15 protein-coding genes are annotated in these 23,760 nt (G+C 34.8%); 9 read left to right on the top strand and 6 right to left on the bottom strand.

All coding sequences use genetic code 11. The features are described from left to right. Positions 1 to 55: 55 nt before the first annotated feature. The gene (locus tag IEW45_RS10920) at positions 56 to 601 is read right to left on the bottom strand and encodes a DUF6252 domain-containing protein (RefSeq protein WP_188621288.1); all 546 of its coding nucleotides are present in this window, start codon (positions 599 to 601) and stop codon (positions 56 to 58) included. Between the two features lie 128 nt (positions 602 to 729). After that, positions 730 to 2,637 carry a molecular chaperone DnaK gene (gene dnaK, locus IEW45_RS10915; protein WP_188621287.1) on the bottom strand — a complete coding sequence of 636 codons (1,908 nt, stop codon included), beginning with the start codon at positions 2,635 to 2,637 and terminating at the stop codon, positions 730 to 732. A gap of 421 nt (positions 2,638 to 3,058) precedes the next feature. On the opposite strand from dnaK, the gene IEW45_RS10910 reads away from it, so the two are divergent. The 3 genes from IEW45_RS10910 (at position 3,059) to IEW45_RS10900 (ending at position 5,973) form a co-directional block, all read left to right on the top strand. After that, complete coding sequence (locus IEW45_RS10910; protein WP_308421049.1) at positions 3,059 to 3,466, top strand: response regulator; 408 nt, start codon at positions 3,059 to 3,061, stop codon at positions 3,464 to 3,466. A gap of 169 nt (positions 3,467 to 3,635) precedes the next feature. Continuing rightward, a complete protein-coding gene (locus IEW45_RS10905) occupies positions 3,636 to 5,585 on the top strand; it encodes a sensor histidine kinase (RefSeq protein WP_188621286.1) in 1,950 nt (649 codons plus the stop codon). Next, entirely contained in the window at positions 5,551 to 5,973 is a 423-nt protein-coding gene (locus tag IEW45_RS10900) for a response regulator (protein WP_188621285.1), read from the top strand. Before IEW45_RS10905 ends, IEW45_RS10900 begins: the two co-directional genes overlap by 35 nt. Positions 5,974 to 5,976: 3 nt before the next feature. On the opposite strand, the gene IEW45_RS10895 is transcribed toward IEW45_RS10900, so the two are convergent. Then, a complete protein-coding gene (locus tag IEW45_RS10895; protein WP_188621284.1) occupies positions 5,977 to 8,466 on the bottom strand; it encodes a M14 family zinc carboxypeptidase in 2,490 nt (829 codons plus the stop codon). A gap of 160 nt (positions 8,467 to 8,626) precedes the next feature. Here IEW45_RS10895 and IEW45_RS10890 point away from each other — a divergent pair, with 160 nt between their 5' ends. Together IEW45_RS10890 and pheT are read left to right on the top strand one after the other, a co-directional pair. Further along, the gene (locus IEW45_RS10890; protein ID WP_188621283.1) at positions 8,627 to 10,216 is read left to right on the top strand and encodes a S8 family serine peptidase; all 1,590 of its coding nucleotides are present in this window, start codon (positions 8,627 to 8,629) and stop codon (positions 10,214 to 10,216) included. Between the two features lie 151 nt (positions 10,217 to 10,367). Beyond that, positions 10,368 to 12,791 (top strand): phenylalanine--tRNA ligase subunit beta, encoded by a 2,424-nt coding sequence (gene pheT, locus IEW45_RS10885; protein ID WP_188621282.1) that lies wholly within the window; start codon positions 10,368 to 10,370, stop codon positions 12,789 to 12,791. An 80-nt stretch (positions 12,792 to 12,871) separates the two neighbouring features. On the opposite strand, the gene IEW45_RS10880 is transcribed toward pheT, so the two are convergent. Both IEW45_RS10880 and gyrA read right to left on the bottom strand, forming a co-directional pair. After that, positions 12,872 to 14,152: a tetratricopeptide repeat protein gene (locus IEW45_RS10880; RefSeq protein WP_188621281.1), complete on the bottom strand. Its 1,281-nt coding sequence runs from the start codon at positions 14,150 to 14,152 to the stop codon at positions 12,872 to 12,874. Positions 14,153 to 14,172: 20 nt separating this feature from the next. Continuing rightward, entirely contained in the window at positions 14,173 to 16,704 is a 2,532-nt protein-coding gene (gyrA, locus tag IEW45_RS10875) for a DNA gyrase subunit A (protein ID WP_188621280.1), read from the bottom strand. 259 nt (positions 16,705 to 16,963) lie between these two features. Here gyrA and IEW45_RS10870 point away from each other — a divergent pair, with 259 nt between their 5' ends. The 4 genes from IEW45_RS10870 (at position 16,964) to IEW45_RS10855 (ending at position 22,191) form a co-directional block, all read left to right on the top strand. Further along, positions 16,964 to 19,513: an ATP-dependent Clp protease ATP-binding subunit gene (locus IEW45_RS10870; RefSeq protein ID WP_188621279.1), complete on the top strand. Its 2,550-nt coding sequence runs from the start codon at positions 16,964 to 16,966 to the stop codon at positions 19,511 to 19,513. Positions 19,514 to 19,654: 141 nt separating this feature from the next. Continuing rightward, positions 19,655 to 21,025, top strand: coding sequence for a 30S ribosomal protein S6--L-glutamate ligase (gene rimK / locus IEW45_RS10865; protein WP_188621278.1), 1,371 nt, complete (start codon positions 19,655 to 19,657; stop codon positions 21,023 to 21,025). 215 nt (positions 21,026 to 21,240) lie between these two features. Beyond that, positions 21,241 to 21,633 (top strand): hypothetical protein, encoded by a 393-nt coding sequence (locus IEW45_RS10860; protein ID WP_188621277.1) that lies wholly within the window; start codon positions 21,241 to 21,243, stop codon positions 21,631 to 21,633. A gap of 15 nt (positions 21,634 to 21,648) precedes the next feature. Then, positions 21,649 to 22,191 carry a GNAT family N-acetyltransferase gene (locus IEW45_RS10855; RefSeq protein ID WP_188621276.1) on the top strand — a complete coding sequence of 181 codons (543 nt, stop codon included), beginning with the start codon at positions 21,649 to 21,651 and terminating at the stop codon, positions 22,189 to 22,191. Positions 22,192 to 22,229: 38 nt separating this feature from the next. Here the strand turns inward: IEW45_RS10855 and hutH are convergent, their stop codons facing one another. Then, the gene (gene hutH, locus IEW45_RS10850) at positions 22,230 to 23,738 is read right to left on the bottom strand and encodes a histidine ammonia-lyase (RefSeq protein WP_188621275.1); all 1,509 of its coding nucleotides are present in this window, start codon (positions 23,736 to 23,738) and stop codon (positions 22,230 to 22,232) included. Between the last annotated feature and the right edge of the window lie 22 nt (positions 23,739 to 23,760).

Genomic DNA, 23,760 nt, shown 5'->3' with positions numbered 1-23,760 from the left:
ATAATACTAAATAAAAAAGCCCCGCAATTGCGGGGCTTTTTTATTTACTTTATTTCTATTGTTCATATAGAGTATAAGAAACGTTTGTAAAAACTCCATTTGTAATTGTTACATCCTCCGGAGTTACTATTTGGTCTTGAAGTGTACCAACTTTATATGCTGTAAAACTAAAAGTTCCCGATGCCTTGCCATTTTCTGCATCAAAAGCTGTGAAAGTCATTTCTCCTGTACTTACAAAGTGCTCCATATACGAGTTCCCGCCTAAAAGATAGCTATTTGTAAATATAGCATTTGTATCCATAGATTCTTCATCGAAAGTATAGGTAATTAAAGGCATTCCTACTTGTATTTCACTTTCACAAGCCAACTGTATTCTTTGCTCGCCATCTTCAGCTGTGATATCAAATCTTTGAAGCCCCATAGATGAAACCTTAAGTAATGTTGAACTTGTAACTGTACCTGTCCATTCTTCTCCGTTAATAATTGCTGTAATAGTAGCTTCGGTATCATTGTTAGTAACCGCACTACTATCATCACTGCTACACGATGTAGCAAATGCAACAAAAAATGCTAACGTAATAGCATAAAAAAATCTCTTCATATTTTAATTGATTAGTGAAATACAAATAAAAACATTTTTTAAATATAAAATAACCTTTTTATAAAAAAACAAGAAGCCTCCTATACATAGGGGGCTTCTTATAAAGAATATATTTTATATCTAAAAGGTTATTTCACTTCTTCAAAATCTACATCTTGTACTTCGTCATCGCCTCCTGCTTGTGACTCACCTTGCTGTTGTGCTTGTTCTGCACCTCCTGCTCCTTGAGCTTCTGCCTGGGCTTTGTACATTTCTTCTGAAGCGTTTTTCCATGCTTCATTGATTTTATCAAGAGCAGGTTGTATAGTAGCTACATCTTTAGTTTCATACGCTTTTTTAAGCTCTTCAAGTGCTGCTTCTATTGGTTGCTTGTTAGCATCTGATAGTTTATCTCCAAATTCTGAAAGTTGCTTTTCAGTTTGGAAAATCATAGCATCAGCTTCGTTTAGCTTATCTACTTTTTCTTTAGCCGCTTTATCTGCCTCTGCATTAGCTTCAGCTTCACTACGCATTCTTTCGATTTCTTCCTGAGTTAATCCTGAAGAAGCCTCTATACGAATATCGTGTGATTTACCTGTACCTTTATCAGTAGCTGATACTTTTATAATACCGTTAGCATCAATATCAAAGCTTACTTCAATTTGCGGTACACCTCTTTGTGCCGGTGGAATACCGTCTAAGTGGAAACGACCGATAGTTTTGTTATCCTGTGCCATTGGTCTTTCACCTTGAAGTACATGTATTTCTACTGATGGCTGGTTATCTGCTGCTGTAGAGAATACCTGAGATTTTTTAGTAGGTATAGTAGTGTTAGCTTCTATTAGCTTAGTCATTACACCACCCATAGTTTCGATACCTAATGATAGTGGAGTAACATCAAGAAGTAATACATCTTTTACATCTCCTGTAAGTACACCACCTTGTATTGCTGCACCAATAGCAACAACCTCATCAGGGTTCACTCCTTTTGATGGTTTTTTACCGAAGAATTTTTCTACCTCTTCCTGTATTCTTGGTATACGTGTAGAACCACCTACTAAGATTACTTCATCAATATCAGATATTTTTAAACCTGCATCTTTAAGTGCTTTTTCGCATGGTAGCATAGAACGTTTTACTAAATCCTCTGCAAGTTGCTCAAATTTAGAGCGTGATAACGTTTTTACTAAGTGCTTAGGTCCTGATGATGTAGCAGTAATATATGGTAAGTTTATTTCTGTTTGTGTAGATGATGAAAGCTCTACTTTTGCTTTTTCAGCTGCTTCTTTTAAACGCTGTAATGCCATAGCATCGTTACGTAAATCTACACTCTCTTCTTTATTAAACTCATCTGCTAACCAGTCAATGATTACTTGGTCAAAATCATCACCACCAAGGTGTGTATCACCGTTTGTAGAAAGTACTTCAAATACTCCGTCACCTAATTCAAGAATAGAGATATCAAATGTACCACCACCAAGGTCATATACTGCAATTTTTTGGTCTTTACCTGATTTATCAAGTCCGTATGCCAATGCAGCAGCAGTTGGTTCGTTTATAATTCTTCTTACTTTTAAACCTGCAATTTCTCCTGCTTCTTTGGTAGCCTGACGTTGAGAGTCATTAAAATAAGCCGGTACTGTAATTACAGCTTCAGTTACTGTTTGTCCTAAGTAGTCTTCTGCAGTTTTCTTCATTTTTTGAAGTGTCATTGCAGAAAGCTCTTGTGGAGTGTAAAGACGACCATCAATATCAACTCTGGGAGTATCATTATCTCCGTTTACTACCTTATAAGGTACATTTTTTACTTCTTTAGTACTTTCAGAGAATTTATTCCCCATAAAACGCTTAATAGAAGATATTGTTTTGTGTGGGTTAGTTACCGCTTGCCTTTTTGCAGGATCTCCAACTTTTATCTCTCCACCATCAACAAAAGCAATTACTGATGGGGTTGTTCTTTTACCTTCAGCATTAGAAATAACTACCGGCTCACCACCTTCCATTACGGCTACACACGAGTTAGTTGTTCCTAAGTCAATTCCGATTATTTTACTCATTTGCTTAATAGTTTTATTTTCTAAATTTGGTTTTTATTTTTTTAAATCTCGCTTTATAATTGTCAATGACTATGCCATTAGCTAAAAATTAATATTATGACAGGTATAATATGACAAACTGGCATTTTACAACCTGCAATCACATATTCAATTTTTATTTTGTTTCTAAATAACTTTTTTTGTTATTTTATCACAGAGAATAAACAATATAAATACACAACTAACTATACATTTTATTCTACCCCCATTAAATTTATATAAATAATAAATCTGATTAAACTATATATACGTAGCTATTACTATACTTTAGTTTATTTATAGAAATGATATATTATATAAAAAAGTTAGATGCTGCAACCACACTACTTAAATTAGCATTAAGTGGCAGAATAGGGAAGAAATTATAATTTGGAGAAAGAAAATGAAGCGACTTAAATGCATAATGCTTATTGATGATAATAAAGTTGATAATTTTTTTCATGAAAGGATTATTAAAAAAAATGATGCAGCAGACACAATTGTAGTTAAAGAATCCGGAGAAGAAGCTTTAACTTATTTAAATACTAACACTAACTTAAAGCCTGATGTTATTCTTTTAGATATAAATATGCCCGGCATGAGTGGTTGGGATTTTATAGAAGAATACATTGAGCAAAACCATCACCTACCTACCTGTAACTGTAGTATTGTTTTATTAATTAGTGAACATCAGTCACTGGAAAATGACATTCTTAAACTAGCGGAAGAAAAGAATGTTTTTATAGCACTAAAAAACAAACCTGTTACACATGAAGTACTTAATGATATAGTTACAAGTAAGTTAAAGTAACATTATATTATTTAAAATCCATTTATCGATATCAAAACGCATTTAAACTATAGATAATGACAACATATCAGTTTACCGGGGTTGTTTATGCCTATACTTTATAATTTTGATCTTATAACAAACTGTAAAATTTATGAAGGCGCGGAATATATACCAAAGATTTACTCATATGAAAGTTCTATCTTTTGCTGTATTTGTACTTGCCCTTATGGTTATAGTAGGTTGGCTTTTTGATATTGAACAATTAAAAAGCATAATGCCAAAATATGTTTCAATGAAATTTAATACTGCATTATGTTTTATATTGATGAGTATTTCATTAACAATAGAAGCTTTCAGGCTAAGAAAATTTATTTTTATTTCCATTATTATAAATGCATTTGTTGCAGTATTCTCACTATTAACTTATTCACAGGAAATATTTGGTTATAATCTGCACATAGATCAGTTTTTTATAATTGACGAAGTAGGAATACAAGCAAAAGAAGCATTTCCCGGCAGGATGTCTCCAATTACTGTATTTCTGTTCTCCATGCTGTCTATCTCTTTAATTTTAGACAAGTGCATTAAAAGAAAGTACTTATTTATATTACAGTACATATACCATATAGTAACACTAATGGCAATTATTGCAATAATAGGTTATATATACAATGCCCCTGAATTTTATACTCTCTCTTTTTTAACATCAATGGCAGTACATACTGCTATAGGCTTTTTGTTACTCTCCGTAGGAACTGCCTTAATTCATCCCAGCTTAGGAGTTACCGGTATACTTATAGGTAACTCTGTAGGAAACAGTGTTGCCAGAAAATTATTTTCTCAAATATGTATTGCTATAATGGCATTTACCTATATCAGGTACCTTACTCATAAGTATAATATAGTCGATATAGAATTTGGTATAGCATTATTAACAATTTCATTTTTAATTATAAGTTTAGTGATAATATGGGAGGCTGCTGATAAGCTTAATAAGAAAGATGAAAAAAAGAAGCTTGCAGAAGAACATTTCAGACTGGTAGTAGAATCGGCTCCCAATGCTCTTATAATGTCAGATAGCAAGGGAACTATAACTTTAGTAAACAAACAAGCCGAAATAATGTTCGGTTATGAAAGAGAGGAACTTATAGGAAAAAAAATAGAACTTTTAGTACCCAATAAGTTTACACCAAACCACGATAAAAACAGAGTTTCGTACCACGCATCGCCCAAGGCAAAATATTTTGGTGCAGGTAGAGATTTATATGCTGTGAGAAGTACAGGAGAAGAGTTCCCTGTAGAAATAGGTTTAAATCCTATACGCAAAGAGGATGGAAAAATAGCTGTACTGGCATCTATAATAGATATTACCGAACGTAAAAAGCAAGAAGCCATAATTAGAAAGCAGGTAATTGAACTGAAACTTAAAAACCAGGAAATGGAACAGTTTAATTATATAGCTTCACACGATTTGCAGGAACCTTTACGAACAGTTTCCAACTATATAATGTTACTTAATGAGGACTATGAAGAAGAATTAAATGCTGATATAAAAATGCATTTAGTAACAATGGACGACGCTATTAAAAGAATGAGTTTATTAGTAAGATCACTATTAGATTTTGGAAGGTTAGGTCGTGATAAAAAACTTGTAAAATCAGATTGTGGTAAAATCGCTGAAAATGTACTTAAAGATTTAAGTAATCTTATTTGCGAAACAAATGCCAAAGTAAAAATAGAAGGACAGTTACCTCTTACCAATGTATATGAAATAGAATTCAGGCAATTACTCCAAAATCTTATTAATAATGCTATAAAATTCAGAAAGGCAGATGTGCCTGCGGAAATAGTGATTGGTTGTACATCTACAGCGAGCCAGCATGAATTTTATGTTACAGACAACGGTATTGGCATTAAAGAAAAATATGCTGATAAAATTTTCCAAATATTCCAAAGGCTTAATAAAAATACAGAATATGAAGGTCACGGTATAGGACTGGCAAATTGTAGAAAAATAGCTGAAATGCATGGAGGCAAAATATGGGTAGAATCTATACCGGGAGAAGGGAGTACATTTAAATTTACAATATTAAATCTAAAAGATGAAAGCACAATTAAACTGCATCATGCTAGTTGATGATAACAAAAACGATAACTTTTTCCATGAAAGAGTAATCCGAAAAAATAATGCAGCTACTCATGTAATAGCTAAAGAATCTGCTGAAGAGGCTTTGGAGCACCTTAAAAACCGTAAAACAAACGAGTCAAAACACCCTGATTTAATATTTCTTGATATTAACATGCCGGGAATGAATGGCTGGGAATTTTTACAAGAATATAAAAAACTGGATAAAGAGCTACAGTCTCAAATGGTTGTGGTAATGCTCACAACTTCAGAAAACCCTGATGACCATGCTGAAGCAAAAAAACACAAAATACTGGCTGATTTTAAAACAAAACCTCTAACAACCGAAATGTTGGAAGAGGTTTTATATAATTTTCACAAAGAAAGCTCTAAGTTTTAAAACCTAATTAACTAAAAATAAAGCATTGCTGAAAAGCAGGTTTCCATTTTCCCAAAAACCTCTAAATAAAGGGTTATCAACCATATATATTACCTTTCCCCTGCCTTTTTGTTCAGTAGCAAAGGTAACTGTATTTTGTAATCTGTTTTTTAATTTATAGCCTATAAAACCAAAACTTTTATATCCTTTTGGCACATACATTACTTGTTGAACGTTGCTCCCTGCTACTAAAGTATAATTACTACTACTTGTTTTAAGGCTAAAATACTTCTCCCCCAAACCATAAGCTAACGGATTAGTAACATCAACTTTATTTTCTATTATAGCTCCCGGTATAGATGATGATATAGATGCCCGTTCTATATTTTCATATTCAAAATTTTTAACACCACTTATTTCCTGATTAAGTGTACTTTCAAAACCTTGCTGCATTGCGTTAATACTATAACCCTGCATTGCATTAAAAACATTTAGAGCACCTCCTATCGCTATAACTTTACCTCCATTACTTATAAAACTATCAATTATACCCAGCTCTGTTTCATCAAAACTATATCGTCCGCTAGGCAGTACAATAGTATTATACTCTTCAAGCTTTACACTACTTAACCTGCTTAAGTCAACAATACTTAAAGGATAATCTGCAAACTGCTCCATATAGTACCATACCTGACCAAAATCGGTAACGCTAACATCTTCACCGGCAAAAAGCATAACCTTTGGGGCTTCAAGTAACTGATAATATTCTCCACCTAAATCAGCCCCCTCTACAGCAAAACCACTCTCTAAAACCTCAAAATTTTCTAAATCAGCTAATAGTACATCCATCATGCTTTCAAAACTCGACACACCACTATTATCACTTTTAAGTACAATAAGGTCTCCCCTGTTTACTTTTATACCGGGATAATACGAAGGTTTTCTTGCCAAACGTACTTTTATTTGGTTTTTATGTAATAAAGCCAATGCTTTTACTGATTCCCTGCTCTCCCAAGGTATATAATAAGCATAAGCCCTATCATACTCCAGTTTACCTTTACGGCTAATCTCTTTTTTAGTTTTTACAGCCAGTTCATTTTGTAAAGCATAGCTATCTTTACCATAAGCCAGTGGTAACGCCCATGCTGTAATATCGTAAGACAAGCTGTCCGACAGTCTTTGGTGTGGTTCAAAAAGTACTTGCGTTAATACCGCTTTTGACTGATTGGCATAAATAACCATGTCATTAGGTGTTATGCTAAAACTCTTTTCACTATCACTTTGGTAATGATAACCATTTACTTTTTTGGTTTCATCAGCATAACTGTAAGATATTTTACTCCTGTCTAAAAGTTTAGCTAACACTTTATTTTTAGCATCATGCTTTATAATATAGGTTTTATACTCCCCTTTAGGGTTCTGCCTGCTGTTTTTAAAATAACTTCTAAAATTTTGAATTAGCTTATCTTTTTGCATTGCTGCTGTTTCTACAACTGTAAGCACAGCAGTAGTATGGTGGTTAATCCTGTCTTGTAACGTTAATATAGTACCATTCCTCATTTGTATGGCACGCCCTGCATTTATACCACCCTGTTCATACGTCATACCAACAGCACCATTAAAACATGGGTAAGTATCACCATAACTGGGATAAAAAAGGTCAAAACGCTCACTGGTAAAATACCCCCACTCTTCCGCATCAAACTTTTTGGAGGTATTCTCCCCTATACTTTTATGAAAGTCTTTTTGATACTGTGCTATAAAATCATGTATCGGGTCTGCTGCCGGAGGGAAAAAATAAGGGTCGTTATACCCCATTTCATGCACATCAACATGAACCATCGGCATCCATTCGTTATAAAGTGCTATGCGCTGTTGGGTTTCAATTTGTGTTTGCCATGCCCAGTCACGGTTAAGGTCGTACGCATAGTGGTTTTGCCTGCCACCCGGCCAAGGCTCCATGTGCTCCCTGTCAGTGTAGCCTGTATGGAGATCTTTTCCGGCTATATCCCTAAGCCAATTCCCATAACGGGCAAAACCATCAGGGTTAAGGCAAGGGTCTAGTATTACTATAGTATTTTCCAACCACTTTTTAGTTTCCTTATTCAGTGGATTTATTAAATCATAAGCTACCTGCATAGAGCTTTCCGCAGCACCTATTTCGTTACCATGTACATTAAAACTTAACCAAACAACTGCTTTATCTATTAGCTGAGAAGGTTGCTCTGCCATACCAATAGTGTATAAATGTGTTTGGCGGATGGTTTCAATATTATTTAAATTTTCGGGAGTTGATATTATATAAGTGTTTAGTCCCCTACCCTGAGTTGTCTCACCATATGGCTGATGTTTTATATAATTTGAGTTTTCTGCTAAATAAGTGTAGTACTGCTCAAGTTGATGATAATAGGTAACATGTTGCCCGTAATCGGGTAAAAATTTTGTTGGGCTTTTTAATTGTGCCTGTATAGTAAGGCTAAAAGAAACAAAAAGAAAAAGTAATGCTTTTTTCATCAAGATTTTATGTGTTGTAAAAACCAAAAGTAAGAAATTAAATCTGGAATAGTTTTAGAGGGTTTAATAGTGTAATCACATTTTTAATACTTTTTTGTTTCAAACAAACCATTTAATTTTTGAAAAAACTATTTTTGAAAAAAATCCAATAATAAAAACTATGAAATCGATTCTTTTAACTCTATTTGCTATTATTTGTAGTACTGCACAAGCCCAAAACTTAAACATTATTTTTAAAGTAAATGATAAAGAAATTATTAGAGAAGGTAAAAACCTTACAGGTGCTAAATCATTAGACTCTATTAATTTACAATATGAGTATTTATCTTTACGAAAACTTAAGACAGGTAAAAAATCAACCAATACAACTTACATAGTGAGTTTTCCTGATACAGTAAACAGTAAAGCTGTGATAAATGCTTATTTACAAACAGGTTTAGTTGAGTATGCAGAAGTTGACGCGAAAGGTACAGGCGGAGGCGTTATGAATACTCAGGTTAATGATGCTTTGTATTTCAGACAATGGGGGTTAAAAAATGATGGTTCTTTTACATTATCTCCCGCTATAGCCGGAGCTGATATTGATATGGAAAATGCGTGGGAAATACAGCAGGGAAGTGAAAACATTATTGTCGCAGTTATGGATAGCGGTCTAAAGATGAATCATCCTGAATTTACAGGAAGACTTTGGGAGAATGTTTATGAAATTCCCGGAAATGGTATTGATGATGATGAAAATGGTTATGTTGATGATATTAACGGTTGGGATTTTGTAGATTTTGATAATAATCCTGCTGATGATCACGGGCACGGAACAAATGTAACAGGAATTATTGCGGCTAACGGAAATAACAACATAGGATATTCCGGTGTAGATTTAAACTGTAAAATAATGACTCTAAAGGGGCTTAACGCAAATAATTCCGGTAGTTATTCATGGTGGGTTGAAGCTATTACCTATGCCGCAGATAATGGTGCTGATGTAATTAATCTATCGGTAGGCGGGTCTAGCAATTCAAACGCTTTGGGAGAAGCTGTAGAATATGCTCTCGCTAACAATGTAGTTGTAGTAGTATGTATGATGAACACTGATAGTAACACCCCATACTACCCTGCAAATTACCCAAATGTTATTGCTGTAGGGGCTACCAACCCTGATGACAAGAGGTCCAGTCCTTTCTTTTGGGATATTAACAGTGGTAGTAATTACGGATCCCATATATCGGTAGTAGCTCCCGGAAATTATATATATGGTCTTTCAGCTTTTTCTAATACAAATTATGAAACATATTGGGGTGGTACTTCGCAAGCTACTCCTCACGTGGCAGGAATATGTACTTTATTAAAAGCGGAAAATCCTTCATTAACTCCGGTGCAAATAAAAAATATTATTGAAGAAACAGCCGAAGACCAAATAGGTAACCCTTTAGAAGACGGACCCGGTTTTGATATTTACTACGGGCATGGCAGGGTAAATGCATATAATGCATTAAACTCTTTAACAGCAGGTATAAATAATAATGAAAAATTGAACTTACAAATTTATCCTAACCCATCAGAAGGTATTATTACTATAAACGGAAATAATTATCCGCTTGAAGTAAGTGTATATAATACTGTAGGACAAATAATAAAAGAAAAGACTCTTACTAACAGTGATAAAAATATAACATTAAACAAATCAGGTATTTATTTTATTAAAATTAAAGATGATAATAATGAGGTTTCAAAAAAAGTTATTATAAAGTAAATAACTTCTCTCACTATTATTTCAATTCCATTATTAATTGATTTTTTTAATATCATTAAACAGTCATTTTTATTTTTTCTAAACTACTATTGTTACCTGCTTTTTTATAGGTAATTATTATCTTTGCTTGCTTAAAAAAAGAATTTACCAAATGCGTATATCCTATAATTGGTTAAAACAATTTATTAAACTGGACTGGACATCAGAACAAACTGCTGATTTACTTACAGATTTAGGTCTTGAAGTAGAAGGTGTAGATAAGTATGAATCACTTAAAGGCGGTCTGGAAGGTGTTGTAGTAGGTTATGTTATCAGCTGTGAAAAACACCCGAATGCTGATAAACTTAATGTTACAAAAGTAGATATAGGAAGCGATGCTCCTGTACAAATTGTTTGTGGTGCACCTAATGTAGCAACAGGGCAAAAAGTTCCTGTGGCAACAATAGGCACAACATTATACGATAAAGAAGGTAACGGCTTTAAAATAAAAAAAGGTAAAATACGCGGCGAAGAAAGCCACGGTATGATATGTGCCGAAGATGAACTTGGTATTGGTGAAAGCCATGACGGTATTATGGTTCTTGCCGAAGATTTAAAACCGGGTACACCGGCATCTGAAATATTTGATATAGAAACAGATGAAGTTTTTGAAATAGGTTTAACACCAAACCGCGCCGATGCTATGAGCCACTGGGGCGTAGCGCGTGATTTACGTGCAGGGTTAAACTTAAAAGACATAAATACTGAACTTATAACGCCATCTGTAAGCAATTTCAGAGTAGATAAACGTACCCTGAAAATGGATATAGAGGTCGAAGACAGTAAACTTGTACCTCGTTATTGTGGTGTAACTATATCTGACGTAGATGTAAAACCATCACCAAAATGGTTACAAAACAGACTAAAAGCTATAGGGCTTACTCCTAAAAATAATATAGTTGATGCTACTAATTATGTATTACATGAATTAGGGCAGCCATTACATGCTTTTGATGCCGGAAAAATAAGAGGTAATAAAGTTATTGTAAAAAGAGCTGTTGCCGGTACTAAATTCACAACTCTTGATGAAGTAGAGCGTACTCTGCATGAAGAGGATATAGTAATATGTGATGAGAACGGACCAATGTGTATAGCGGGTGTACTGGGAGGTATAAAATCAGGAGTTAATGAAAATACTTCTGCTATTTTCCTGGAAAGCGCCTACTTTAACCCTGTTTCTATAAGAAAAACAGCTAAGCGTCATGGTATTAATACTGATGCTTCTTTCCGTTTTGAAAGAGGTATAGACCAGACTATTACACAGTATGCACTTAAAAGAGCTGCTTTATTAATACAGGAGTTAGCAGGAGGAGAAATAACATCTGATGTTGTTGATTTCTACCCTAAAAAAATAGAAGACCATACTGTTTTCTTAAACCTTGAGAATTTAAAAAGAATAGTAGGTCAGGAAATACCTGTAGAGACTATTAAAAAAATATTAGTATCGTTGGATATAAAACTAAACACAATGTCTGAAGTTGGGCTTGGTTTAGTTATACCTTCATACAGGGTTGATGTTGAGCGTGAAATAGATGTAATTGAAGAAATATTACGAGTTTACGGATATAACAACATCAGTTTTACTCAAAAAATTAATGCCTCTATATCTGAGACTTCACGCACAGAAGATTATAAGTTACAAAACATTATAGCCACTCAGCTTGTAGCACTTGGCTTTAATGAAATGATGGCTAATTCGCTTACAACACCTGATTACGTTAAACTTTCTGAAAACCTGAAAGAAGAATTTAATGTAACCATGCTTAATCCTTTAAGCAGTGAACTTTCTGTAATGAGACAATCATTACTTTTTAGTGCATTGGAAGCGATATCATTTAATATAAACAGAAGACGTTCTGACCTTAAATTATTTGAATTTGGTAAAAGTTACCATAAACTGCCATCAGGTTATGATGAAAACAAACACCTTACACTAAGTGTAACCGGTAACAGGATAGCAGAAAGCTGGACGCAGGGTCAAAAAGCATCTGATTTCTTTATGTTTAAAGGCATGGTTACAATGGTATTGGAAAGACTTGGTATAAATAAAGCGAAGACACAGCCACTAACAAACGACCTTTTTGCCGAAGGTATGGCATATACCATAGGTCAGGATATTATTGTAGAAATGGGTACTGTTAAAAAAGCAGTCCTTAAAGAGTTTGATATTAAGCAAGAAGTATTCTTTGCTGATTTTAACTGGGGAGCTATAATTAAATTAATCTCCGCTAAAATTAAATATACTGAGATTTCTAAATTCCCGGAAGTACGCAGAGATTTAGCACTGCTTATTGATAACAGTAAAACTTTTGATGATATTTACGCTACGGCAAAACAAACAGAAAAGTCACTTTTAAAAGATATTAACCTGTTTGATGTGTATGAAGGTAAAAACCTGCCGGAAGGTAAAAAATCATATGCTGTTAGCTTTACACTTCAAGACAATAATAAAACACTTACTGATGGACAAATTGATAAGGTAATGAATAAAATCATTCAGAACCTTGAAAAGCAAGTTGGTGCTCAATTAAGATAGAGGGTTATATACAAATACAAGCATAAATAAAAAAGCCTCCTGAATTCAGGAGGCTTTTTATATTAAGAATATTAATAGTGTTACTCGTTTTTAAGAGCTTTATATTTATCCATCATTTCAAGACCTTGATATAAATTACCCAAAATAGTTTTTACATCAGTGTTATCAGGATCAATTTCATGAGCTTTTTCTAAATACTTCATCGCTTCTCTATACATTTCGTTACGCTTCTCTTTAAGCTCGTCATAACGTTTCATCTCTTTTTTAGAAGTACCTAAATTGTTCATTTCGCTAACAATTTCATCTTCTCCGCTTAATTGAAGTATACCTAAATTTTGGTACGCTCCCACTAATTGAGGATCTAACTCAATTGCTTTTGCATAATATTTTTTAGCCCCTTCTACATCACCTGATTTTGCACTTGTAACCCCCAGGTTAAAGTATAAAATAGGGTCTGTAGAACCTTGATTTAATATCTGCTGAACTGTTTTTCTGTAGTTATCGTAATCATCTGCTTCAAGATAAAGCTGTGCCTCTGCCGAAAGTATCTCAACATCATTAGGATTTGCTTTTTTCGCATCTTCAATAGCTTTTTTAGCATTTTCTTTATCACCTAATATTAAATATAATTTAGCAATATTTTTTACTATATCGCTTTTCTTAGAAGGCTCACGATGTATACCCGGTTCAACGTGCGTTTTTTGTGCTACAGATAAATCTCTTGTAGTTTTGTTAGGGAAAAATTCTACCTGACCTGTTTCTACATTTTTAGCTGTGTAATTTACACCTTTACCGGTAAATCCTAACTGCTGTAACTCTTTATAGTAATCTATAGCTTGTTTGTAATCCTGACTGTTAGAAGCATAGGCTGCTGCATTATATAAATGTACAGTATCCCTCGGGCTTATTCTGTATACCTGTTCAAATAAAGGATAAGCAGATTTATAATCCTGCTGTTTTCCTAATGCTATTGCTTGGTCCACTAAAGCACTTTTAAGTATAGGATATATCTGTTCTCTTATTTGTCCTGTATACTCATTATCACCTGTACCTTTTTCTATTTGTATAGCCTTTTCAAGACTTTCAATAGTTGGTTTTAAAAGTTCTCCCGATGTGGCAGGGTTGGTTTGCATTTTAGCTAAACCATACTTTCCTTTATAAAAGTAATATCCTGCTCTTTGTTCTTCATCAGCACTGCCTAAATTAGCTTCTAAAGCTTTAAGTTCGCTATCAAACTCTGCTAAATCCTTAGGTGCAGGCAAACCGTCTTTAGACATCTTTCTTAAAGACCTCAACTCGCTCTTTTGAGCAAAAACACTTACAGAAAGCATTATGGATGCTGCAATAAGATATTTTTTCATTTTTTTAAATTTATTTAAGTTTAGTTGTTGTTTTCACTTTCTTCAGTATTCCCTTCAATTGTGGTAGAATCTTCATTTAAGTTTTCAACTTCATCAGCTATTTCTTCTGCTTCTTCCTCGCGCATTACCTTAGCTACTGCTGCAATAGAGTCATTGTTTTTAATATTAATTAAACGAACTCCCTGTGTTGCACGCCCCATAACTCTTAAATCAGAAACCTGCATACGTATAGTAAGCCCTGATTTATTAATAATCATAAGGTCATCAGCATCTGTAACACTGTTTACAGAAACAAGCTTTCCTGTCTTATCAGTAATGTTCATTGTTTTAACCCCTTTACCACCTCTGTTAGTAATTCGGTATTCTTCTAAACTTGAACGTTTACCATATCCGTTTTCTGATACTACCAGTATTTCACTATTCATATCATGTACAGAAACCATGCCTATTACTTCATCATTATCATCAGCAAGCGTAATTCCGCGAACACCGGAGGCATTTCTACCCATTGGTCTGGTCTTACCTTCTTCAAAACGTACTATTTTACCAGATTTAACTGCCAGTAATACCTGGCTCTCTCCTGTAGTTAATTTAGCTTCCAGTAATTCATCGTCTTCTCTAACAGTAATCGCGTTTATACCATTTAACCTAGGACGAGAATATTGCTCCAGTAATGTCTTTTTAACAACACCTTTTTTAGTAGCCATAATTACATAATGGCTATTTATATATTCTTCGTCTTTAAGGTCTTTTGTACAAATAAATGCTTTTACCTTATCATCATTTTCTATATTAATAAGGTTTTGTATTGCACGACCTTTACTTGCTTTACTACCTTCCGGTATTTCATAAACACGTAACCAGAAACACTTACCTTTTTGTGTAAAGAACAACATATACTGGTGGTTAGTAGCCACAAATAAATGTTCAAGGAAGTCTTGGTCTCTGGTACTTACACCTTTTTGTCCTACTCCTCCTCTGTTTTGTGTTTTATATTCAGAAAGTGGTGTACGCTTAATGTAGCCTGCATGCGAAATTGTTATTACAACATTTTCATCTGCAATAAGGTCTTCTATACTTACATCTCCTCCTGCATATTCTATAGTAGAGCGACGCTCATCACCATATTTGTCTCGTATTTCAACAAGCTCCTCTTTAATAAGCTCCATTCTAAGCTGCTTATCTTCTAAAAGTGCTTTCAACTCCGCTATTAACTTCATGATTTCATCATACTCTGCACGAAGTTTATCCTGTTCAAGACCTGTAAGTTGTCTTAAACGCATTTCTACAATAGCACGAGCTTGTATTTCGGAAAGATTAAAGCGTTCTATTAATCTGGCTCTTGCCTGCTCTCCGTCTTTAGAGCCTCTTATTATTTGTATAACCTCATCAATATTATCTGATGCTATAATGAGACCTTCTAATATATGTGCACGTTCTTCTGCTTTGCGTAAATCGTACTGCGTACGTCTTACAACCACATCATGCCTGTGCTCAACAAAATAGTGTATTAAGTCTTTAAGATTAAGTAATTGAGGTCTTCCTTTTACAAGTGCAATATTATTTACACTAAATGATGATTGCAGTTGTGTATACTTATATAAGGTATTAAGGACAACATTAGGTACAGCATCACGTTTTAGTATATATACAATACGCATACCTCTCCTATCCGACTCATCTCTAATATTTGCAATACCTTCTATCTTTTTATCGTTAACCATTTCAGCAGTTTTCTTAATCATTTCTGCCTTGTTAACCTGATATGGTATTTCAGTTACTATAATACACTCTCTGCCGTCAACTTCTTCAAACTTTACTTTAGCTCTTAAAACAACTCTTCCTCTACCTGTTTTAAACGCTTCACGAACACCTTCGTAACCATATACAACCCCTCCCGTTGGGAAATCAGGAGCTTTTATATAGTTCATTAGCTCGTCTATCTCTATTTCTTCATTATCTATATAAGCAAGCGTACCGTCAATTACCTCAGTAAGGTTGTGCGGTGGCATATTAGTAGCCATACCAACAGCAATACCCGATGCTCCATTTATAAGTAATTGAGGGACTCTGGTAGGCATTACCGTAGGTTCGTGCAGCGTATCGTCAAAATTTAATTGAAAATCTACAGTTTCCTTATCAATATCAGCCATTATCTCTTCTGATATCTTACGCATTCTTGCTTCTGTATAACGCATAGCCGCAGGGCTGTCGCCATCTATAGACCCAAAGTTACCCTGCCCGTCTACTAATAAATAACGTAAACTCCAATCCTGAGCCATACGTACCATAGTATCATAAACAGAAGTATCACCATGGGGGTGGTATTTACCCAGTACCTCACCTACTATCCTTGCAGATTTTTTATAAGCACGGTTAGAAAAAACACCTAATTCATTCATTCCGTATAGTACTCGTCTGTGTACGGGTTTCAAGCCATCTCTAACATCGGGAAGTGCACGTGAAACAATTACTGACATTGAATAATCAATGTAAGCTGATTTCATCTCGTCTTCTATGTTAATTGGGATTAACTTTTCTCCTTCAGCCATAAGCAGTTATATTAAGTTTTTCATAATGTTACAAAACGTGCCAATATACGTATTTTAATTAGCATTTATAAGGGTTGGCGCTAATATTTTTCGCGTTTTATTAACATTTTAATACTGCTGAATCGTTAATAAAGTATTATTAAAAGGCTTTTATTTTAAATTTATTTTTTGTCACTTAGCATGTCACCTCCCCTTATAGGGTATGGTTTTTGTAAAATCTTATGTAAATGCTTAAATTTACATTATAAGAATGCACAGTATGGATGATAATTTTTCACCAAGAGTAAAGGACGTGATTACCTATAGTAAAGAGGAAGCTTTACGATTAGGTCATGACTTTATTGGTACAGAACATTTAATGTTGGGGATTTTAAGAGATGGTAATGGTAAAGCTATTTCCATTCTAAACAGCATTTCTGTTGATTTAGATCATTTACGTAGAAAAGTCGAGATATTAAGCCCTGCAAATCCAAATGCAGAACGTAACGAAAAGAAAAACCTGCACTTAACGCGCCAGGCAGAAAGAGCACTAAGAACTACTTTTTTAGAAGCTAAGGTTTTCCAGAGTACGTCGATAAGTACTGCACACCTATTGTTGTGCATATTACGTAACGAAAATGACCCCACGACTAAGCTATTGAATAAGCTTAAAATTGATTATGAAACCGTTAAACAACAATTTATTGATATGACATCAAACGAAGAAGATTACTTAGAAAATCTGCCACGTTCCGAGTCTTTTAACGAAGATGCAGGACAAGATGACAGTATGCGCGAAAGTTCTTTCAACAATCCTTCTTCGGGTAGCGGTAAACCCAATAAAAAGTCGAAAACACCTGTTCTTGACAATTTTGGGCGTGACCTTACTGAACTTGCAGAAGAAGGTAAAATGGACCCTGTAGTGGGTCGTGAAAAAGAAATTGAACGCGTATCGCAAATATTAAGCAGAAGAAAGAAAAACAACCCATTACTTATAGGTGAACCCGGTGTAGGTAAATCGGCTATTGCAGAAGGACTTGCACTACGTATAGTACAAAAGAAAGTATCGCGTATTCTATTTAATAAACGAGTTGTAACACTTGACCTTGCCAGCCTTGTTGCCGGTACTAAATACCGAGGACAGTTTGAAGAGCGAATGAAAGCCGTTATGAACGAGCTTGAAAAGAATGATGATATAATTCTTTTTATTGACGAGATACATACTATAGTAGGTGCAGGTGGTGCAACAGGTTCGCTTGATGCAAGTAACATGTTTAAACCTGCTTTAGCAAGAGGCGAAATACAATGTATTGGTGCTACTACGCTGGACGAGTACAGACAGTACATTGAAAAGGACGGTGCGCTTGAAAGACGTTTCCAAAAAGTAATGGTAGAGCCAACCTCTATAGAGGAAACTATTACCATACTTAATAATATTAAGGAAAAGTATGAGGAGCACCACAGCGTTAACTATACACCCGAAGCTATTGATGCTTGTGTTAAGTTAACCAGCAGGTATATGAGCGACCGTTTCCTTCCGGACAAAGCTATTGATGCGCTGGATGAAGCAGGCTCAAGAGTACACATTACCAATATAGATGTACCTAAGCAAATATTAGACTTAGAAAGACAACTTGAAGAAATACGCGAGCGTAAAAATTCTGTAGTTAAAAAACAGAAGTATGAAGAAGCTGCTAAACTTCGTGATGATGAAAAGCGCATTGAAAAAGACCTTGCCATAGCACAAGAGCAGTGGGAAGAAGAATCTAAAAACAATCGTGTTACCGTTACCGAAGACAATGTTGCGGATGTTGTGAGTATGATGACAGGCATACCTGTTAATCGTATTGCACAAACTGAAAGTAACAAACTGGCGCACCTACCGGAACTTATTAAAGAAAAAGTAATCGGCCAGGATGATGCTGTAACCAAAATAGCACGCTCTATACAACGTAACCGTGCCGGGCTTAAAGACCCTAATAAGCCTATTGGTTCTTTTATATTTTTAGGACAAACAGGTGTTGGTAAAACACAGTTAGCCAAAGTAATTGCTAAAGAACTGTTTGATTCGGAAGATGCATTAGTTAGAATTGATATGAGTGAATACATGGAAAAATTTGCCATATCAAGATTAGTGGGTGCACCTCCCGGATATGTAGGATATGAAGAAGGCGGACAGCTTACTGAAAAAGTAAGAAGAAAACCCTATTCAGTAGTACTTCTTGATGAAATTGAGAAAGCACACCCTGACGTATTCAATATGCTTTTACAAGTGCTGGACGATGGTTATTTAACTGATAGTTTAGGACGTAAAATTGATTTCAGAAACACTATCATTATAATGACATCTAACGTTGGGGCAAGACAACTTAAAGACTTCGGTCAAGGAGTTGGTTTTGGTACAGCAGCTAAGCAAGCACAGGCAAGTGATTATGCTAAAGGTGTTATTGAAGGTGCATTAAAGAAAACATTTGCTCCTGAGTTCCTTAACCGAATAGATGATGTTATTGTATTTAATCCTCTGGAAAAAGAAGACATTAATAAAATCATCACTATTGAGCTTGAAAAACTGTACAGCAGAATTAAAGATCTTGGTTATGAAATAACACTTTCAGATAAAGCGAGAGATTTTATAGCAGATAAAGGTTTTGATAAGCAATATGGTGCAAGACCATTAAAAAGAGCTATACAAAAATACGTTGAAGATGCATTAGCAGAAGAAATAATCACTTCTAAAATTGCAAACGGAGACCAAATTTTTATGGATCTTGATGATGATAACCAAGAACTGACTGTTACGATACAAAAAGCTGAAAATCCAGCAGACTAATTAGCAGTTAGTTATTAAATAATATACCCTTAAAAATCCTCTGAGTTAATTTCAGAGGATTTTTTTATTATATGTTTATTAATAACATTAGTATTTAAAATAAAAAATAGTACTTTAGTTTTTAGTAATATTAAAAATAAAATGTCTGAAAAAGTAATTGTCGGCAGCGAAGAGTGGTGTTCATTACCACAATTAGGTATACCAACCATTAAAGTCCGCGTAGATTCGGGGGCTAAAACTTCGTCACTGCACGCATTAAATATAAACGTATTTCAAAAAGACGGAGAGGACTGGGTTAAGTTTGATATAAACCCTATACAGAACAACGCAAAAACTATTATTAATTGCGAAGCTCCGCTTGTAGATAAAAGAATAGTAAAAAGCTCCAGCGGTTTCAGGGAAAAACGTTTAGTTGTAAAAACACAGTTACAGCTTGGTAACGAAAGCTGGGACATAGAACTTACCCTTACTAATCGTGACTCTATGGGCTTCCGAATGCTTTTGGGGCGTGAGGCAATGAGTGGGCGAATATTAGTAGACCCCGAACAGGAATACTTATTGGGACAACCTACGCAAGAAAAGCTAAGTGAATATTACGATAAGAAACAGCAAGATAAAACAGGTTTACGCATAGGGCTTTTAGCAAGTAACCCTGACTTATACAGCAACCGCCGTATAATGGAAGCAGGAGAAATGCGTGGGCACGAAATGCACTTTTTAAACATCAGGCATTGCTATATGAAGCTGGATGCGCACACTCCTGAAATACATTATCGTGGCGGAAGAGTGCTTAATGATTTTGATGCTATTATACCACGTATTCGTCCTAGCATGACGTTTTATGGTTGTGCTTTAACTCGTCATTTTGAGGCGTTAAAAGTATTTTGCCTTAACTCTGCTACCGCAATAACCCAATCACGAGATAAACTGTATTCTCTACAATTACTTTTAAATAATGGTGTAGAAATACCAACCACAGGGTTTGCTAACTCACCATTAGATACTAACGACCTTATAAAAATGGTTGGCGGTTCTCCTTTAATAGTAAAATTACTTGAAGGCACACAAGGTAAAGGCGTAGTACTTGCAGAAACAAAGAAAGCTGCCGAAAGTGTTATTAATGCTTTTAAAAGCCTTAATGCCAATATACTTGTGCAGGAGTTTATTAAAGAAGCTAACGGTAAAGACATCAGGTTATTTGTTATTGACGGTAAAGTAGTAGCTGCTATTCAACGTGAGGCATTACCGGGAGAGTTTAGAGCTAACATTCACTTAGGCGGTACGGCATCAATTATAAAGCCTACAGCCGAAGAAAAAAGAATAGCGGTAAAAGCAGCAAAAGCCATGAATTTAAAAGTAGCCGGTGTTGATATTATACGTTCTACTAAAGGACCTCTATTACTGGAAGTAAACTCATCTCCGGGACTTGAAGGGATAGAAGGCGCTACAGACCAAGATATTGCAGGTGAAATGATAAAAGCTATAGAAAAGAACTTTAAGCTAAAAAAATAGGCTTAAAGTTTATTTCTGTTTTCTGTAAAACATGAAGAAAAATGCTATAGCTATATTTACCATTGGGCTGATATTATCTGTCTGCGGTCAAATGTTTGTTATAATGCATTGGCCATATGGCAGGGTAATAAGGATAATAGGTCTTTCAGTTGTAATAATTGCTTTTTTATCAACTTACAGCAATAGTAAACCGGACAAAAAATCTAAATGAAATTATGAAATTATACTTAAACATACTGCTTTTAGTATTATTGCCTATTACAGGCTATGGGCAAAACAGTTGTGAAAAGTTTAAAGAAGGAAAGTTTAAATTTACAGATCCGAATTCACAAAAAGTAATTATAATTACCCGTAAAGGGGACGTGCAAACTGAAAAAATACTGGACAGTGATGAAATTTATGATTTTAACCTGAAATGGATAGATAGTTGTACCTATACTATAAGCCCTACCCCTGCTACTATTAAAAGAAAGAAAGAAGTAGCAGAATTGGGAACTATGACAGTTAAAATTACTCCTGCCAGTGATAGCAGCTATGTACAGGTTGCCCGTGTTGCTAATAGCCCTAAATTTAAAAGGAGAGATGAAGTTTTTATAATTGAAGAATAATAAACGCCATGTACTATGGAGTTTGAGTATATTAACACACCTCGATTAAAGCTTATAAAGCTAACTCCAGAAGTATACAACCATATATTTACTAACTATACTGATGAGGAGCTGAAAAAGTTTTTGTGGCTGTCAACTGATGAAGAATTAGCTTTTGAAAGGCGAAAATATAATAAAGGACTTACTACTTATAACTACTCATTTACCAACTTTCAGCTTATAGAAAAATCAACTAATACCCTAATAGGTTGGTGTGGTTTCCATACATGGGTGCAAAAACACAACAGAGCCGAAATAGGTTACAACCTTAACCATGACAACCATAAACAAAAAGGTTATATGAGTGAAGCTTTAAAAGCTGTTATTCAGTATGGGTTTGATATTATGAAACTTCACAGAATTGAAGCACTTGTAGCTGATTACAACATTGCTTCAGTAAAATTGCTTAAAAAATATGGTTTTACTTATGAGGGTTGCCTTCGGGAACATTATAATGTAGACGGTAAAATGGAAGACTCACAAATGTATTCTTTACTAAAACATGAGTTCAACAAATAAAAAAAGGAGGCAAAAGCCTCCCTTTTTATTCATTTTTATTATTCAAAAACGCTTTCATCAAGTTGTAGATTATTAAGGAAAGCTACTGTGTTTTCTATATCATAATGCAGTATTCTGTCTTCTTCAACAAGTGGTACTTCTTCTCTGTACGTTTGCAGAAACATTTCTACAAACTCACTCGATTTTAGAGGTCTTCTAAACTCAAGTGCCTGAGAAGCGTTCATTAACTCTATAGCTAAAATACGCTCTAGGTTATCTACTATTCGTAATGTTTTGGTAGCAGCGTTAGCACCCATACTTACGTGGTCTTCCTGCCCGTTAGAGGATACTATACTATCAACACTTGCAGGAGTTGCTAACTGTTTGTTTTGACTTACAATACTTGCTGCGGTATACTGTGGTATCATAAATCCTGAGTTTAACCCCGGGTTACTTATCAAGAAAGGTGGTAAACCACGTAAACCTGATATTAACTGATAAGTCCTTCTTTCTGAAATACTCCCAAGTTCTGCCAGTGCAATACCTAAAAAGTCTAATGTAAGTGCTAAAGGCTGCCCGTGGAAGTTACCACCTGATACTATTTCATCGCTTTCTATAAATATGTTAGGATTATCAGTTACTGAGTTAATTTCAGTACGGAAAACTCTTTTCACATAGTCTATAGCATCTTTAGACGCTCCATGTACCTGTGGCATGCAACGGAAAGAATAAGGGTCCTGTACGTGTTGTTTTTCTTGTTGTATTATTTCACTATCCTGCAAAAATTCTTTAATACGTCTTGCGGTTACAATTTGCCCCTTGTGCGGACGTACCATATGTATTAAGTCATTAAACGGGTCTATACGACCGTCAAATGCTTCAAGAGAAACAGTACCTATAGCATCGGCTAAATACGATAATTTAAAAGCTTTTATTAGAATATATACCCCATAAGCCGCCATAAACTGAGTACCGTTAAGCAGTGCCAATCCTTCTTTGGACTGTAACACTATAGGCTCCCAACCCATTTTTTCTAACACTTTATGCGAAGGCTGACGGAAACCGTCGGCATATACTTCTCCTTCTCCTAAAAGCGGTAATGAAAGGTGAGCTAAAGGCGCTAAATCGCCCGAAGCACCAAGCGAACCTTGCTCATATACTACAGGCAGAATATCATTATTATAAAACTCTATTAGTCTTTCAACAGTTTGTAATTGCACTCCTGAGTTACCATAACTTAACGACTGTATTTTAAGTAACAGCATTATTTTTATAATATCTTCAGGTACTAAATCGCCTGTACCGCAAGCATGCGATTTTACAAGGTTTTCCTGTAGCTTAGATAAATCATCATTAGAAACTTTTACATTACATAATGAACCAAACCCGGTGTTTATACCATATATAGGTTCTTTATGCTCTTTCATTTTATCATCAAGGTACGTTCGGCACTTTTCTATATTATTTCTCGCCTCTTCCGAAAGAGCCAGTTTTTTGTCGTGCATAAGTATATCTTGCACTATTTCAATTGATAAAACATCAGAACTTATATAATGTACGGTTTCCATTTATTTTTAATTTTAAAGCCCA

Source organism: Flavobacterium suaedae, assembly GCF_014642915.1.
GTDB classification, from domain to species: domain Bacteria; phylum Bacteroidota; class Bacteroidia; order Flavobacteriales; family Flavobacteriaceae; genus Flavobacterium; species Flavobacterium suaedae.
Note: the sequence above shows the minus strand (reverse complement) of the source record. Positions and strands in the feature narration are given on the sequence as shown.

What these genes read in the sequence shown, in the direction of transcription:
- IEW45_RS10870 (WP_188621279.1), top strand. Translation starts at nt 16,964, where the DNA reads ATGGATGATAATTTTTCACCAAGAGTAAAGGACGTGATTACCTATAGT.
- IEW45_RS10880 (WP_188621281.1), bottom strand. Translation starts at nt 14,152, where the DNA reads ATGAAAAAATATCTTATTGCAGCATCCATAATGCTTTCTGTAAGTGTT.
- IEW45_RS10855 (WP_188621276.1), top strand. Translation starts at nt 21,649, where the DNA reads ATGGAGTTTGAGTATATTAACACACCTCGATTAAAGCTTATAAAGCTA.
- IEW45_RS10905 (WP_188621286.1), top strand. Translation starts at nt 3,636, where the DNA reads ATGAAAGTTCTATCTTTTGCTGTATTTGTACTTGCCCTTATGGTTATA.
- IEW45_RS10920 (WP_188621288.1), bottom strand. Translation starts at nt 601, where the DNA reads ATGAAGAGATTTTTTTATGCTATTACGTTAGCATTTTTTGTTGCATTT.
- IEW45_RS10895 (WP_188621284.1), bottom strand. Translation starts at nt 8,466, where the DNA reads ATGAAAAAAGCATTACTTTTTCTTTTTGTTTCTTTTAGCCTTACTATA.
- dnaK (WP_188621287.1), bottom strand. Translation starts at nt 2,637, where the DNA reads ATGAGTAAAATAATCGGAATTGACTTAGGAACAACTAACTCGTGTGTA.
- gyrA (WP_188621280.1), bottom strand. Translation starts at nt 16,704, where the DNA reads ATGGCTGAAGGAGAAAAGTTAATCCCAATTAACATAGAAGACGAGATG.
- IEW45_RS10900 (WP_188621285.1), top strand. Translation starts at nt 5,551, where the DNA reads ATGAAAGCACAATTAAACTGCATCATGCTAGTTGATGATAACAAAAAC.
- IEW45_RS10860 (WP_188621277.1), top strand. Translation starts at nt 21,241, where the DNA reads ATGAAATTATACTTAAACATACTGCTTTTAGTATTATTGCCTATTACA.
- hutH (WP_188621275.1), bottom strand. Translation starts at nt 23,738, where the DNA reads ATGGAAACCGTACATTATATAAGTTCTGATGTTTTATCAATTGAAATA.
- pheT (WP_188621282.1), top strand. Translation starts at nt 10,368, where the DNA reads ATGCGTATATCCTATAATTGGTTAAAACAATTTATTAAACTGGACTGG.
- rimK (WP_188621278.1), top strand. Translation starts at nt 19,655, where the DNA reads ATGTCTGAAAAAGTAATTGTCGGCAGCGAAGAGTGGTGTTCATTACCA.
- IEW45_RS10910 (WP_308421049.1), top strand. Translation starts at nt 3,059, where the DNA reads ATGAAGCGACTTAAATGCATAATGCTTATTGATGATAATAAAGTTGAT.
- IEW45_RS10890 (WP_188621283.1), top strand. Translation starts at nt 8,627, where the DNA reads ATGAAATCGATTCTTTTAACTCTATTTGCTATTATTTGTAGTACTGCA.